This is a genomic window from Sinimarinibacterium flocculans (genome assembly GCF_003201205.1).
Lineage (GTDB): Bacteria > Pseudomonadota > Gammaproteobacteria > Nevskiales > Nevskiaceae > Solimonas > Solimonas flocculans.
In genome coordinates this window covers 616,851-630,785 of record NZ_QICN01000001.1, presented here as the reverse complement: position 1 = coordinate 630,785, position 13,935 = coordinate 616,851, and the positions used below count along the sequence as shown (strand labels likewise).

At 68.2% G+C, this 13,935-nt stretch carries 8 protein-coding genes, 1 tRNA gene and 1 pseudogene; 5 read left to right on the top strand and 5 right to left on the bottom strand.

All coding sequences use genetic code 11. The annotated features are described in order from the left end of the window. Nucleotides 1–56: 56 nt before the first annotated feature. Both C8D93_RS02875 and C8D93_RS02870 read right to left on the bottom strand, forming a co-directional pair. Nucleotides 57–1,274, bottom strand: a complete 1,218-nt coding sequence (locus C8D93_RS02875; protein ID WP_110263633.1) for an aspartate aminotransferase family protein — start codon at nt 1,272–1,274, stop codon at nt 57–59. A gap of 205 nt (nt 1,275–1,479) precedes the next feature. Further along, nucleotides 1,480–1,555: transfer RNA gene (locus C8D93_RS02870), tRNA-Ala, on the bottom strand. Between the two features lie 58 nt (nt 1,556–1,613). Here C8D93_RS02870 and C8D93_RS02865 point away from each other — a divergent pair. Both C8D93_RS02865 and C8D93_RS02860 read left to right on the top strand, forming a co-directional pair. After that, the gene (locus tag C8D93_RS02865; RefSeq protein WP_110263632.1) at nt 1,614–3,953 is read left to right on the top strand and encodes a S8 family serine peptidase; all 2,340 of its coding nucleotides are present in this window, start codon (nt 1,614–1,616) and stop codon (nt 3,951–3,953) included. Between the two features lie 90 nt (nt 3,954–4,043). Continuing rightward, nucleotides 4,044–4,268, top strand: coding sequence for a hypothetical protein (locus C8D93_RS02860; protein WP_110263631.1), 225 nt, complete (start codon nt 4,044–4,046; stop codon nt 4,266–4,268). Between the two features lie 68 nt (nt 4,269–4,336). Here C8D93_RS02860 and C8D93_RS02855 read toward each other — a convergent pair whose 3' ends face one another. The 3 genes and pseudogenes from C8D93_RS02855 to C8D93_RS02840 form a co-directional block, all read right to left on the bottom strand. Further along, nucleotides 4,337–6,523 carry a DUF1631 family protein gene (locus tag C8D93_RS02855; RefSeq protein ID WP_110263630.1) on the bottom strand — a complete coding sequence of 729 codons (2,187 nt, stop codon included), beginning with the start codon at nt 6,521–6,523 and terminating at the stop codon, nt 4,337–4,339. A 169-nt stretch (nt 6,524–6,692) separates the two neighbouring features. Then, nucleotides 6,693–7,256 (bottom strand): HNH endonuclease, encoded by a 564-nt coding sequence (locus C8D93_RS02850; RefSeq protein ID WP_110263629.1) that lies wholly within the window; start codon nt 7,254–7,256, stop codon nt 6,693–6,695. Between the two features lie 108 nt (nt 7,257–7,364). Next, a pseudogene (locus tag C8D93_RS02840) lies at nt 7,365–8,672 on the bottom strand (undecaprenyl-phosphate glucose phosphotransferase). Between the two features lie 361 nt (nt 8,673–9,033). Here C8D93_RS02840 and clpB point away from each other — a divergent pair. From clpB to C8D93_RS02825, 3 genes are all read left to right on the top strand, one after another. Continuing rightward, nucleotides 9,034–11,634 carry an ATP-dependent chaperone ClpB gene (gene clpB, locus C8D93_RS02835; protein WP_110263626.1) on the top strand — a complete coding sequence of 867 codons (2,601 nt, stop codon included), beginning with the start codon at nt 9,034–9,036 and terminating at the stop codon, nt 11,632–11,634. 271 nt (nt 11,635–11,905) lie between these two features. Further along, on the top strand, nt 11,906–12,889 hold the full coding sequence (locus C8D93_RS02830; RefSeq protein ID WP_170123860.1) for an ABC transporter ATP-binding protein: 984 nt from the start codon (nt 11,906–11,908) through the stop codon (nt 12,887–12,889). 8 nt (nt 12,890–12,897) lie between these two features. Further along, nucleotides 12,898–13,923 (top strand): extracellular solute-binding protein, encoded by a 1,026-nt coding sequence (locus C8D93_RS02825; RefSeq protein ID WP_170123859.1) that lies wholly within the window; start codon nt 12,898–12,900, stop codon nt 13,921–13,923. The last annotated feature ends 12 nt before the right edge of the window (nt 13,924–13,935 follow it).

Sequence of the window (13,935 nt, the reverse complement as noted above, 5' to 3'; positions counted from 1 at the left end):
CCAACACAAAAAGAACGGCGCGAGAGGCCTCGCGCCGTTCGGGAGTGCTGCAAACGTCAGGACGGGCTGGCGCTCGTCAGTACGGCACAGGCACGTTCGAAGCGTCGCAGCCCCTCCGCCACGTCCGCCTCGCTGATGTTCAGCGCCGGCGCGAACCGCAACACGTCCGGCCCGGCCACCAGCAACCACAGGCCCTCGGCCAGCGCTGCGTTGACGACGTCCTTCGCCCGCCCTTTCCACGCATCCGACAGCGGCGCTCCGATCAGCAGTCCCATGCCGCGGGTCGTCGAGAACAGGCCGTAGCGCGCACCGATCTCCTCGAGCCGCGCAGTCAACTGCGCCGCACGCTCGCCGACGTTGCGCAGCAACTCGGGGCGGGCGATTTCCTCGACCACCGCATCCGCCACCGCACAGGCCAGCGGATTGCCGCCATAGGTGGAGCCGTGCGTCCCGAACGCCAGGACGCCGGCGAGGGCGTCGGTGGTCAGCATCGCCCCGATCGGGAATCCGCCGCCCAGGCCCTTGGCGGTCGTCAGCACGTCCGGCGTCACCCCGTACTGCTCGTAGGCGAACAGGGTTCCGCTGCGACCGTTGCCGGTCTGCACCTCGTCATACACCAGCAGCGCCTTGAAGCGATCGCAGAGCGCACGCACGCCCTGCGCGAACTCGCGCGTGGCCGGCAACACCCCACCCTCGCCCTGCACCGGTTCCATGACCACGGCGCAGACACTGTCGTCCATCACCGCCTCGAGCGCGGCCAGGTCGTTGAACGCGACATGGCGGATGCCGCCCGGCAGCGGCTCGAAGCCCTTCGTGTACTTGGCCTGCCCGCCGACGCTGACCGTGAACAGCGTGCGCCCGTGAAAGGCGTTGTAGAACGACACGATCGTGCTCTTGTGCGGCCCGAACTGCGTGCTGCCCCAACGCCGCGCCAGCTTGAAGGCGGCTTCGTTCGCTTCCGCGCCCGAGTTGCAGAAGAACACCTTGTCCGCGAACGTCAGATCCGTGAGCCGCCGCGCCAGGCGCAGAGCCGGTTCGTTGGTCATCACATTGGACAGATGCCACAGACGGCCGGCCTGCTCGGCCAGCACCGACAGCAGGCGCGGATGAGCGTGACCGAGGCCGGTGACGGCAATGCCGCAGGCGAAGTCGAGATACTCGCGCCCCTGCTGATCCCACAGGCGCGACCCCTGCCCGCGCACCGGTATCAGCGCCGCGGGCTGGTAGTTGGGAACCATCACTTCGTCGAAGGTGCTACGGGTGACGCTGGACATGTCTGTCGACCTCTCGTTTTCAGACCACTGGACGAGGGAACCGATGCGGTGCCGTTGCTGGTTCCCGAGACCCTCGCCCGGTTCGCTCCGTCGTTTCGAAGCCTATGTCATCCAGAACGACAAAAGGCGGCCGAAGCCGCCTGAAATCGCCTGGTCACTGCCGGCTCGCTGTTGCGAGCTCAGACCTCTACAAGACCTTGTCGTGTGGTGGAGCGGAGGAGGATCGAACTCCCGACCTTCGCATTGCGAACGCGACGCTCTCCCAGCTGAGCTACCGCCCCACGCGAGGACGCGTATTCTACTCATCGCCGCGTAAAACACCAGCACAACGGAGACGCCATGATCGACCCTGAGAAGACCGCTCTGTGGCGCCGCCGCGCATCCCTTGCCGCAACGCTGATGCTGGCCGCACTCCCGAGCGCCGCCCTGGCCGCCGCCGCGCGGATCGGCGATCGTCACGTCGCGGACGAGCTGATCGTGGGTTACCGCTCGGCGATCGCGGCCAAGAGCGCCTCGACGCTGCGCGACAGCCTCGGTCTGCAGACACGCCTGAGCCTCGATGGCGGCCGCGTCCAGGTCCTGCGCCTGCCGGCGATCACCAGCGTACAGGCCGCAGGTGCACTGCTGGCCGCAGACCCCGCCGTTGCCTATGTCGAGCCCAACTTCATCCGGCGCCGCCTCGCGGCGATCCCCAACGATCCGCTGTTCGATCAGCTCTGGGGCCTGCTGAGTACCGGGCAGGCGAACTTCGCCGTACCGGCGGACGATCCCGAGGCCGCAGCGCTGGCGAGCAAGCCCGGCGCAGACATGAACATGCCGGCCGCCTGGGATCGCGATGGCGATGGCGTTGCCGACCGCACCGGCGACGGCAGCGTGCTGGTCGCCGTGATCGACGACGCCTTCGACGTGGATCATGAAGATCTCGCGGCGAACTTCGTGGCCGGCGCCGACCTGACGACGTGCTCGGCGCAGAATCTCGATGGCTGCAACACGGACGTGAGACCCGACCAGAACGGCTTGCTCGATCACGGCACCCTGGTTGCCGGCAGTCTCGGCGCCGTCGGCAACAACGGCATCGGCGTCGCCGGCACCATCTGGGATGTCCGCATGATGCCGTTGAAGGTCGGCCGCGTCAGGGACGGCCAGGTGGAGCTCGACTCCGGCTCCATCCTCGCCGCCTACGAGTACGCACGCACGCGCGGCGCGAAACTGGTCAACGCGAGCTACGGCGGCCCGAGCTGCTCGCAGGCGGAGTACGAGGCCATCAGGCGATTGGGCGAAGCCGGCATCCTGTTCGTGACCTCGGCGGGCAACTTCAACTCCAACCTCGACTACTCGGTCGCCGCCTTTCCCGCCAACTATCGGGAAGGCGGATGCACGAGCCGCAACGGCGGCCGCTTCGTCGTCGATCCGTCCGCCGACAAGCTCGACAACATCGTCACCGTCGCGGCCACCAACCGCCAGGACAACATCGCCAGCTTCAGCCAGTTCGGCCCTGTCAGCGCCGACATCTCGGCACCGGGCCTGCAGATCGTCACCACCCTGCCCGGCAACGCCTACGTCACCGGCGACACCTGTCTCGACGGCGGCACCTGCGGCACCAGTGGCACCTCGTTCGCATCGCCGTACGCCGCCGGCATCGCGGCGCTGATGCTCAGCGAGAACCCGCAGGCGTCGATGCTCGAGCTCAAGGCCCGGCTCATCGAGGGCGCCGAAGCCGGCGTCGACGGCGGGGACGCGCATCTGCTCACCGCCGGCGGACGCCTGGACGCCGCCGCGAGCCTCGACCTCGCGCCGCGCCCCTCACTCGTGCTGCGCGCGGTTTCGCTGCAGGGCGGCGACGGTAACGGTCGGCTAGATGCCGGCGAAACGCTCGCCGTCCAGCTTCGTGTCGAGAACCTGTGGCAGACCGCGATCGATACGCAGGCGCGGCTGCTGGCGCCGACCGACCGCATCCGTGTACTGACCGGCCCGCAGACCATCCCGACCCTCGCGCAGGGCGAGTCGACCACGCTGAGCTATTCCATCGAGATCCTGGATGCCGAAAGCGACTACGAGGAACTGGGGTTCTGGCTGGAACTCGGCGCCGCGGGCGGCTATCAGGCGCTGCGTCCGTTTCGTGCGGAGCTCGCCGAACTCGCGCTCGCCGAGCCTGCCCAAGGCGTGTTGTCGCTCGGGCTCCACGACGAGTTCCACACCTACCACCTCGACGTCGATGCCGTGCCGGCCGGCCAGCGCCTCGTCGTATGCACGCGGGCACAGACCGACATCGACGTGCTCGTGAAGTACGGGGCACCGGCGCAATACGACATCGACCTGGGCGCCGATCCCGAAGACGACCCCACGTTCTTCACCGATGCCGATACGGTTGCCGGAGAAGCCGACGGCAACGAAGCAGAGGTCGTCGCCAACCCGCGCGCCGGCACCTACTACGTCACGGTGGTCAACTTCGACCTTACCGAGTCGCTCGACTACACGCTCGCGGCGTTCTTCGAAGCGGACGGCGGCGAAGCGGTCGGCGCCGGCAGTCCGGCCTGCATCGCGCGCCAGCCGCAGGGCGGCGGGGGTGGCGGCGCGCTGTCATCCGGCCTGTTGGCGACGCTCGCAATGCTGGCATTCGCCGGGCCGGCCGTGCGTCGACGACGACGCCTCGCGGCCGCGATTCCGGGCCGCCGTTGACGGGGGCTTCCCGCGGGCCGGAAAGCCTGCTAAAAACGCGCGCCAAGGGCGGCTGTCGCAGGAGCCGCCCGCCTAGGATGCTCGCCAAAGATGCCCCGCAAGCCGAAGAAAGCCCCCGCTCAGACCGAGGCCCCGAAGAGCTTCGACGAGTTCGTCGATGACGCCGACGGCAGCGACGACGAGCTGCCCAACGTCGACGAGTCGCTGGCGACGCCGAGCACCAAGCTGCGCGACTGGCGCGACGTGGAGAAGTACAAGGAAGAACGGCTGCTTCGCCGCCTCGTCGACGACGACCTCGACCTGGAAGACTACTAGCTCGAACGCCGCGAAACGCCGCTGCCCGGAAACCTCGCGCTCCGCGGCGCGGCGCGGCGCGGCGCGCATTAGCCCTCGATCGGCTTGCCGTCCACGCTGGTCCAGACCAGCGCATCGGAACCACGCTCGAACGGCAGCTCCGCAACCCGTGCGACCGCCGCCTGCAGTTCCGGTGACGGATCGATCGGCGAGGCACGCCCCTCGATCAGGTCCGTCGCGAATGCGGATGCGCGGATGCGCAGGAAGCGCTCTTCCATGTAGTGCCCGAACATCACCGCGTTCTGCACCGGGTAGTAGCCCTTGACCCGCACCCAGTGCTTGGTCTGGGTTGCCGGCTCCCACACCGTGAACCAGCCGCCCGGAACCAGCAGGATCGACAGCAGCCCCTGCAGCTCCTTCTCCGGGCTCAGCTCGAGACTCATCGCCGGCGCCGCCTCGGGCACCGACACCCGCAGGGTGCCGTCCTGTGCGTCCTCGAAGATGGCCTCGTCGTCGTTGTCCGCCAGTTCCAGATAGGCCTGCAGCAAGCCGGACAGCACTTCCTCGAGGCGCGCATCGGAGAATCCGATGTTGGCCAGACGGCGCGAGATGTGGGCCACGATCTCGGCCTCGGCTGCGGCCCGCTCTGCCGTGCTTCCGCGGCTGGGCTGCAGGCTGTCGATGACGCGGTCGACCAGTTGCATGGTCTGCGTCCAGGACGCGCCGTCGATGCCGTTGCGGATGTAGTCGAGGCACAGCAGCGGCCCGAAGCCGGACAGCATCAGGCGCATGACACCCGGCGGCAGACGACGCTCGCCGATGCGCCGCTTGAGTTCGTGCGACACGACACGGCGCACACGCTCGACGCGTGCACGGTTCTTCTTCTGCTGCAGCTCCTCCTGCTCGCGCAGGAAGCTGTCGGCGGTGCGCTCGTCGACCGGCTCCGACTGGTGCGCGCGCAGCTTCTCGGGATCGAGGTTGAACGAGCGCGACACGGCATCGATGAGTCCCTGCAGCTCGCTGATCATCTGCGGCTGGGGCGCCGACTCGGCGGTGCCGAACTGCAACAGCATCTCGAACAGGTCGTTCACCGTCCGTCGCGCCGGATGCTGCGGATCGACGAAAAAGCGCCGGTCGGACAGCGCCGCCTTCATCACCGGCAACTGCAGGCGCGAGAGCATCGGCTTGAGATGGTCCGGCAGGCGCGCGTCCCGATAGAACCCGTCGAACATGCGCGCGACCAGCGCCACGTTCTCGGGCGGCAGCCAGTTCGGCGCCTGCGGTGCCCGTCCTTGTGCATAGGCGCCGAGAATCTGCGCGATCTCCTGCGAGAGCATCGCATCGCCGTAGCTGCCCTGCACTGCGGCGGCGCCCCAGCTTCCCGGCTGCGAGGGCCACGGCGCCGGAGAACCGCCGGCCGATGCGCTGCCGCCCGTCATCTGCGGTGACCCGCCGCCATAGGCCGGCCCCGAGAACGCGCCCAGGGTCGACTGATCCAGGCCGTTCGCCCAGGACGGCACGCCGGGCGCAGCGCCCGGCGACGGCCTGCCGAACGATTGCGCGGCCGGCTTGCGCGCCTGCGCAGGGCCGTCGGTGCGCGGCTCGATGCCGTGCACCGCGAGCAGCTGATTGGCACCGACGAAGACCTCCGACAGGCGCCCGATCACGACGCGATCGAACAGCTTGTAGATGACCAGCTTGATCGGGAAATCGACCGACAGGTCCCGCATCGAATTCTGGAACGCGCGGATGATGCGCGCCGGCGCCATCGACTCCGACGTGATGCCGTCGCCGGACATGTCCGACAGGCGCGCGAGGCGACGCTGCAACTCGACCAGTTCGTGCGCATGCAGCGAGGCCGCCTTGGTCTCCATGTTGCTGACCGCGATGCGCTCCTCGAGCGCGTCGCCGTCCTGCAGCGACCACTGCGACATGTCGTCGAGGTGATTGCGTGTTCCCGCTTCGTCGTCGTTGCCGATGCTGGCCAGCGCCTCGCGCAGGGAGCCCTGGAACGCGTTGATGATCTTGGCGCGCTGCACGCGCACGATGCGCATCGTGTCGAGGTACAGGCGTTGCTCGTCGCCCGCGCGGGCTTTCTCGGCCGAGTCGAAGAGGATGTCGTCGGCCTTGTCGAACATCTCGCGCAGCTGGTCGCCGAGGACGGAAACCGCCATCTCGTACAACGCCGAAACGATGGGATTGGACCGCTCCGACGGCTCGCCGGCATTGGCCGCCGGCGCCTCGGATTCCACTGTCGCGTGCGCGTGCGCGTTCATGTTGTTTGCTCTGACCTCGGTCCCCGATCCTCCTGCCGGTAGCCGCCCATCGGCCTCCGACCCTGCCTTCCTTAGCGGGAGGTGAACATCGTGTCAGTTTTGTACCACAACTGCGTGACAAATATTGTCCGATTCCGCCGCACGGTGGCAATCCCGCGCTGGAAGGTCCCTAGCCGCAGCGCGCCGGACTCGGCGCATGGGCCAGCAGGAACTCCATCTGGTCGGCCAGTATCCGCCGGTTCGACAGAATCAGGTACTCCGCGAGATTCGGCGTATACGGCACGGCGATGAGTTTCATGTTGGCCTCTTCCGGCGTGCGGTCGTCCTTGCGTTGATTACAGGACCGGCATGCCGTCACGCAGTTCTCCCAGACCGAGCGGCCGCCCCGCGAGGCCGGAAACACGTGGTCACGCGTGAGCTGCGAGGCGGCGAACTGTCGCCCGCAGTACAGGCACAGCTGGCGATCCCGCTGGAACAGGGTCCGGTTGGTCAGCAGCGGCACCACACGCGCGTGCCGGCGCGAACGGTCCGCCACCGCGATGATGGAGCCGATCCGCAGCTCCGAGCGGCGCCCCGTCGAGGCATTGGTTCCGCCACGGATCAGGAAACGTTCGGCCCCCGCCTCCCATCGCACGCGCGCGCGCGCGTACAGCACCACGGCGGTCTGCCAGTGGATCCACGAAACCGGCATGCCGCCGGCGTCGACCTTGAGAATTGCGGGAATCGTGTCCATCCATGCCCGGCTCTAAAGCCCGAAGCGCCGAGTAAACCTCATCGAAATGACATAGATAGGACAATATCTTCACGCCCGGGGCCGGGCAAGCCCGCCCTTCGGCGAGTCTCAGTACGCGTTGCGGTCGCGCAGGATCATCAGCAGGGTCTTCAGGATGATCTGGATGTCGAACAGCGGCGACCAGCGCCGGATGTAGTCGAGGTCGTAGCGCACGCGCTGCTCCATCAACGTCAGCTCGCCGGTTTCGCCGCGCAGACCGTTGACCTGCGCCTAGCCGGTCAAGCCCGGCTTGACCTTGTGGCGCACCATGTAGTGCTTGACGGCCTTGCGGTAGTACTCGTTGTGCTGCACGGCGTGCGGACGCGGTCCGACCAGGCTCATCTCGCCCTTGAGCACATTGAACAGCTGCGGCAGCTCGTCCAGCGAGGTGCGACGCAGAAAGCGCCCGATCCGCGTCACGCGCGCGTCGTCCCGCCGCGCCTGGACGATGCGGTCGTCCGGATCGTTGACGTGCATCGTGCGGAACTTGTAGACGACGAACTCCTGCCCGTTGAGTCCGTAACGCCGCTGCCGGTAGAGGGCGGGCCCTCGCGAATCGAGCCGCACGGCGGCGGCGATGGCGAGCATCAGCGGCGCCAGCAGGACCAGACCGACGGCCGGGGCACAGAAGTCGAAGACGTGCTTGTACACGCCGTCGATGCCGAACAAGGGCGTCTCCGAAACCCGCAGAACCGGTACGCCCTCGACCTCCGACAGCTCGGCGCCGATCAGGTCGTACAGCGCGAAGTTCGGCACGAAGTACACCGACGCCGTGGTGTCGCCGAGCAGGTCCTGCAGCTCCGTCGCGCGGCCGATGCCCTGCTCCGGCAGCATGATGAAGACGACTTCCGTGTGGTGCTCGCGAACGTACGGAACGAGGTCCTGCACGCGCCCGAGCAGGCGGCCGATCCGCGCGTTCTGAGCGTCGCGGTCGCCCGCCCGGTCGTCGAAATAGCCCTCGAGCCGGTACAGCTCCGACTCCTGCAGGCTGCGCGCCAGCATCTGCGCGGACTCGTTCGCGAAGACGATCACGGCGCTGCGCTGCGCCAGCGCGTGCGGCACGAAGCGGCGGGTGAACCATCGCGCGAAGAAGTTCAGCAGTGCGAGCGCCGCCGGCGTCATGACGAACCACGCGGTCACGATCACGCGCGAGAAGTAGCCGGTGTAACGGGAGACGTAGGCGATGAACAGCATCAGCCCCACGATCACCCCCCAGCTGTAGAGCAGCTGCGTGCCGACGGACCCTGGGCGGTCCATGCGCCATTCGGCCAGCAGGTCGTAGCGCCCCAGCAGCAGGAACGAGAACACGGCGCCGAGCATCGCCATGACCTGGTACGGCGGCTCGAAGGGATAGCCGTAGGCATCGACGATCGCCATCAGCAGCAGGGCCGGAACGGCTGCATAGAGCGCGCCCTGCATCATTGTCGTCGTGATGCCCGACCGCACCATTCGAGCCCCCATCCTGCCTGCGCCGACCGACCGGACCGATGTCCTGCTGCGCATCCCTCCACGCAGAAGCGAGGTCCCGCCCATCTATCGTCTCTCCGCCATTGATGGCCGCACACGGGACCTCTTGCGGGTCCTTGACGTGTGAAGGAGCGGATCGTCCGACCCGCTCTGTATCCGACGCAATGTAATCGCTGGACTGACACTTGACAACAGAAGCGCCTACTTGAATCGGACGCCGGGGCCCGCATCTGCAGGAGCATCAGCCGACAAGCAGACGAGCGAGCCCCTTATGCGCACAGACAGACTCACGAGCCGTTTCCAGCAGGCACTGGCCGATGCCCAGTCGCTGGCGGCGGGCCGCGACAACCCGGCGATCGAACCCACGCATCTGTTGCTGGCGCTGCTGCAGCAGGAAGGCGGCTCGACCCTGCCGCTGCTGCAGAACGCCGGCGTCAACACCGACCTGCTGCGCAGCAAGCTCACGCAGGCGCTGGAACGCGCGCCGCAGCTGGGCGACGCCACCGGCGAGATCGCCGTCTCGCCGGACCTCGCGCGCCTGCTCAATCTCACCGACAAGCTCGCCCAGCAGCGCAAGGATCAGTTCATCTCCAGCGAGCTGTTCGTGCTGGCCGCTGCCGACGACAAGTCCACCGCCGGCGAGGCCCTGCGCGCTGCCGGCGCGCGCAAGGCCCTGCTCGAACAGGCGATCGAGGCACTCCGCGGCGGCCAGAAGGTCGACAATCCGGGCGCCGAAGACCAGCGGCAGGCGCTGGAGAAGTACACCATCGACCTGACGGCACGCGCCGGACAGAACAAGCTCGACCCGGTGATCGGCCGGGACGAGGAGATCCGCCGGGTGATCCAGGTGCTGTCGCGGCGCACGAAGAACAATCCGGCGCTGATCGGCGAACCCGGTGTCGGCAAGACCGCGATCGTCGAGGGTCTGGCGCAGCGCATCGTCAACGGCGAGGTACCGGAGTCCCTGAAGAACAAGCGGGTCCTGACACTGGATCTGGGCGCACTCATCGCGGGCGCCAAGTTCCGCGGCGAGTTCGAGGAACGCCTCAAGGCGGTGCTGACGGATCTTGCCCGGCAGGAAGGCAACATCATCCTGTTCATCGACGAGATCCATACCCTCGTCGGCGCCGGCAAGGCCGAAGGTGCGATGGATGCCGGCAACATGCTCAAGCCGGCGCTCGCACGCGGCGAGCTGCACTGCATCGGCGCGACCACGCTCGACGAGTACCGCAAGTACATCGAGAAGGATGCAGCGCTCGAACGACGGTTCCAGAAAGTCCTGGTCGGCGAGCCCAGCGTCGAGGACACGATCGCGATCCTCCGCGGTCTCAAGGAGCGCTACGAGGTGCACCATGGGGTCGACATCACCGACGGCGCCCTGATCGCGGCGGCCCGGCTCTCGCACCGGTACATCACCGATCGCAACCTGCCGGACAAGGCGATCGACCTGGTCGACGAGGCCGCCTCGCGCATCCGCATCGAGATCGACTCCAAGCCCGAGGCGCTCGACCGCCTGCACCGGCGGCTGATCCAGCTCAAGATCGAGCGGGAGGCCCTCAAGAAGGAGAGCGACGAAGGCGCGAAGCGCTCGCTGGCCGAGCTCGAGAAGACCATCGATTCGCTGGAACGCGACTACGCCGACCTCGAAGAGAAATGGAAGGCCGAGAAGGCCTCCGTCACCGGTTCCGCCGGCGTCAGGGAAGAGCTGGAACGCGCCAGGCAGGACTTCGAGCTGGCGTTGCGTGCCGGCGACCATGCGCGCGCCTCCGAGATCCGCTACGGCCGCATCCCCGAGCTCGAGCGCAAGCTCGCACAGGCCTCGAGCCACGAGGGCACGACGCAGAAGTTCGAGCTGCTGCGCAACTCGGTCTCCGAGGATGAGATCGCGGAGATCGTCGCCCGCTGGACCGGTATTCCGGTGTCCAAGCTGCTCGAAGGCGAGCGCGACAAGCTGCTGCGCATGGAGGACGCCCTGCATCAGCGCGTGGTCTCGCAGGACGAGGCCATCACGGCGGTTTCCAATGCCATCCGGCGTTCGCGCGCCGGCCTGTCGGACCCGAACCGGCCGATCGGCTCCTTCCTGTTCCTCGGCCCGACCGGCGTCGGCAAGACCGAGCTGTGCAAGGCGCTGGCCGCCTTCCTGTTCGATACCGAAGAGGCCATGGCCCGCATCGACATGTCCGAGTACGGCGAACGCCACAGCGTCGCGCGCCTGATCGGCGCGCCGCCGGGTTACGTCGGCTACGAGGAAGGCGGCCAACTGACCGAGTCCGTCCGGCGGCGTCCGTATTCGGTGATTCTCATGGACGAGGTCGAGAAGGCCCACCCGGAAGTCTTCAACGTCCTGTTGCAGGTGCTCGACGACGGCCGCCTGACGGATGGCCAGGGCCGCACCGTGGACTTCCGCAACACGGTCGTGGTGATGACGTCGAACCTAGGTTCGAACCTGATCCAGGAAATGATGAGCCGCAATGCCGGCGCGCCTGCCGACCATGCCGCGATCAAGGAAGCGGTCATGGCCGTCGTCGGGGGGCACTTCCGTCCGGAGTTCATCAACCGCATCGACGAGGCCGTCGTGTTCCACCCGCTGGGTTCGGCGCAGATCCGGCAGATCGCGCGCATCCAGACCCAGGGACTGGTCGGCCGACTGGCCGAGCGCGGCATCGCACTGCGTTTCACCGACTCCGCGCTCGACCGCCTGGCCGAGGTCGGCTTCGATCCGGTCTACGGCGCACGGCCGCTCAAGCGCGCGATCCAGGCGCAAGTCGAAAACCCGCTCGCCCGGATGATTCTCGACGGCCAGTTCGCCGCTGGTGACACGATCGAGGTGACCGCAAGGGACGATGCGATGCACTTCGACCGCAGCAGCTGATCCGGGAGCGGGGCCCACGCCCCCCCGGGCGCGGCAAATGAGAACGTTTATCGGGTACGATACGCCCCGATGACCGGTCACGTGGCTGCCGCGCCGAGACGGCACCGCACTGGCCTGCGCCAGGGCGCAGCCAGCGGCCGGCTCGTTTTAGACGACCCGTCCGCCCGCCGTTGACGCCGTGCCCCCTCCCTCAGAAGCTCTTCCAGATCGCGCCCCGGCCGCATCGCTGCAGATCGAAGCCGTCAGCCGGCGCTACGGCGATCGTCCCGCCGTGGACGGCGTCTCGTGGTCTGCCCGGGCCGGCGAGACCGTCTGTCTGCTCGGCCACTCGGGTTGCGGCAAGACCACGCTGCTGCGGCTGATCGCCGGCGTCGAGCGGCCCGACAGCGGCAGCATCCACATCGACGGCGAGGCGATGAGCACGCCCTCGCGCTTCGTGCCGGCCGAGCGCCGCCGCGTCGGCATGGTGTTCCAGGACTACGCCCTGTTCCCGCACCTGGACGTGCTGCGCAACGTCATGTTCGGCCTGCACGAGGGCACCCGCGCGCAGCGCGCCGCCAGGGCGCAGGCCGCGCTCGACCGCGTCGGCCTGGCCGCGCGCGCGCACCACTATCCACACATGCTCTCCGGCGGCGAGCAGCAGCGCGTCGCGCTCGCCCGGGCCCTGGCGCCGGCCCCGCGCGTGCTGCTGATGGACGAACCTTTCTCCAACCTGGATCGCCGGCTGCGCGACCGTGTGCGCGACGACACGATGGCCCTGCTGCGCGAGGCCGGCATCACCGCCGTGGTCGTCACGCACGATCCGCAGGAGGCGCTGTGCATCGCCGATCGCATCGTGCTGATGCATGGCGGCCGCGTCGAGCAGGACGCTCCGCCGCAGATGCTCTACCGCCAGCCGGCCAGCCTGTTCGCGGCACGCTTCTTCAGCGTGCTCAACGAGATTCCGGGCGAAGTCCGCGGCGGGCGCATCGACACCGCACTCGGCAGCTTCGATGCCGCTGGCCTCTCCGACGGGCCGGCCGTCGTCGGCCTGCGCCCGCGCGACATCGTCACCGCCTCCGATGGCGTGGCCGGCACGGTGACCGACACGCTGTTTCTCGGCGACCTCACCCAGCTTCGCGTGCGCATCGCCGGGCATGCGTTGCCGCTGACGCTACACCTCCCCGCACCGCCGACGGTCCGCCCCGGGCAGGTCGTTCACCTGCGCGCCGATGAGGCCGCGGCCCTTCGTTTTCCCGCTTCACCGAACGTCTGACCACGCTCATGATGACTCTGCGCCAGTTCCTGACCTTCGCCGGCACGGCCGCCACCTTCCTGTTCGCGGCCAGCCCCGCGCACGCCGAAACCGTGAATCTGTACACCACGCGCGAGCCGGGACTGATCCAGCCCCTGCTCTCCGCGTTCACGCGCGAGACCGGCGTCGACGTCCGAACGATCTTCATCAAGGACGGACTCGCCGAACGCGTCGCCGCCGAGGGCGAGCGCTCCCCTGCCGACGTGCTGATGACCGTCGACTTCGGCAACCTGATCGATCTCGTCGATCACGATCTCGTGCAGGCGGTGGACTCCGAGGTCCTGCGCGCCGCCGTGCCGGCGGCCCTGCGCGACGCCGGCAATCGCTGGTTCGCATTGTCGATGCGCGCGCGACTGGTCTACGCGGCCAAGGACCTCGACCTCGAGGGCCTCACCTACGAGGATCTCGCCGATCCGCGCTGGAAGGGTCGGTTCTGCATGCGTTCGGGCCTGCACCCGTACAGCACTGCGCTGATCGCCGCCTACATCGCCCACCACGGCGAGGCGGCGGCCGAAGCCTGGCTCCAGGCTCTGAAGGCCAACCTCGCGCGCAAGGCCGGTGGCGGCGACCGCGAAGTCGCCCGCGACATTCTCGGCCAGCTCTGCGACATCGGCGTCGGCAACTCGTACTACGTCGGGCGGATGCGCAGCGGCGCCGGCGGCCCGGAGCAGCAGAAGTGGGGCGACGCGATCCAGGTGGTCCTGCCACGCTTCGAGAACGGCGGCACCCACGTGAACATCTCCGGCGCCGCCGTCGCCCGCCATGCGCCGAACCGTGACCAGGCCGTGCGCCTGCTCGAATACCTCGTCTCCCCGGCTGCGCAGCAGATCTACGCCCACGTCGACTTCGAGTACCCGGTCAACGAGGCCGCCGAGCCCGACCCGATCACCGCCGCCTACGGCACGCTGCAGCCGGACGCCTTGCCGCTGACCGAGATCGCGCGACACCGCAGGACGGCGAGCCTGATGGCCGAACGCATCGGCTTCGACAACTGACGCCGACCGTTC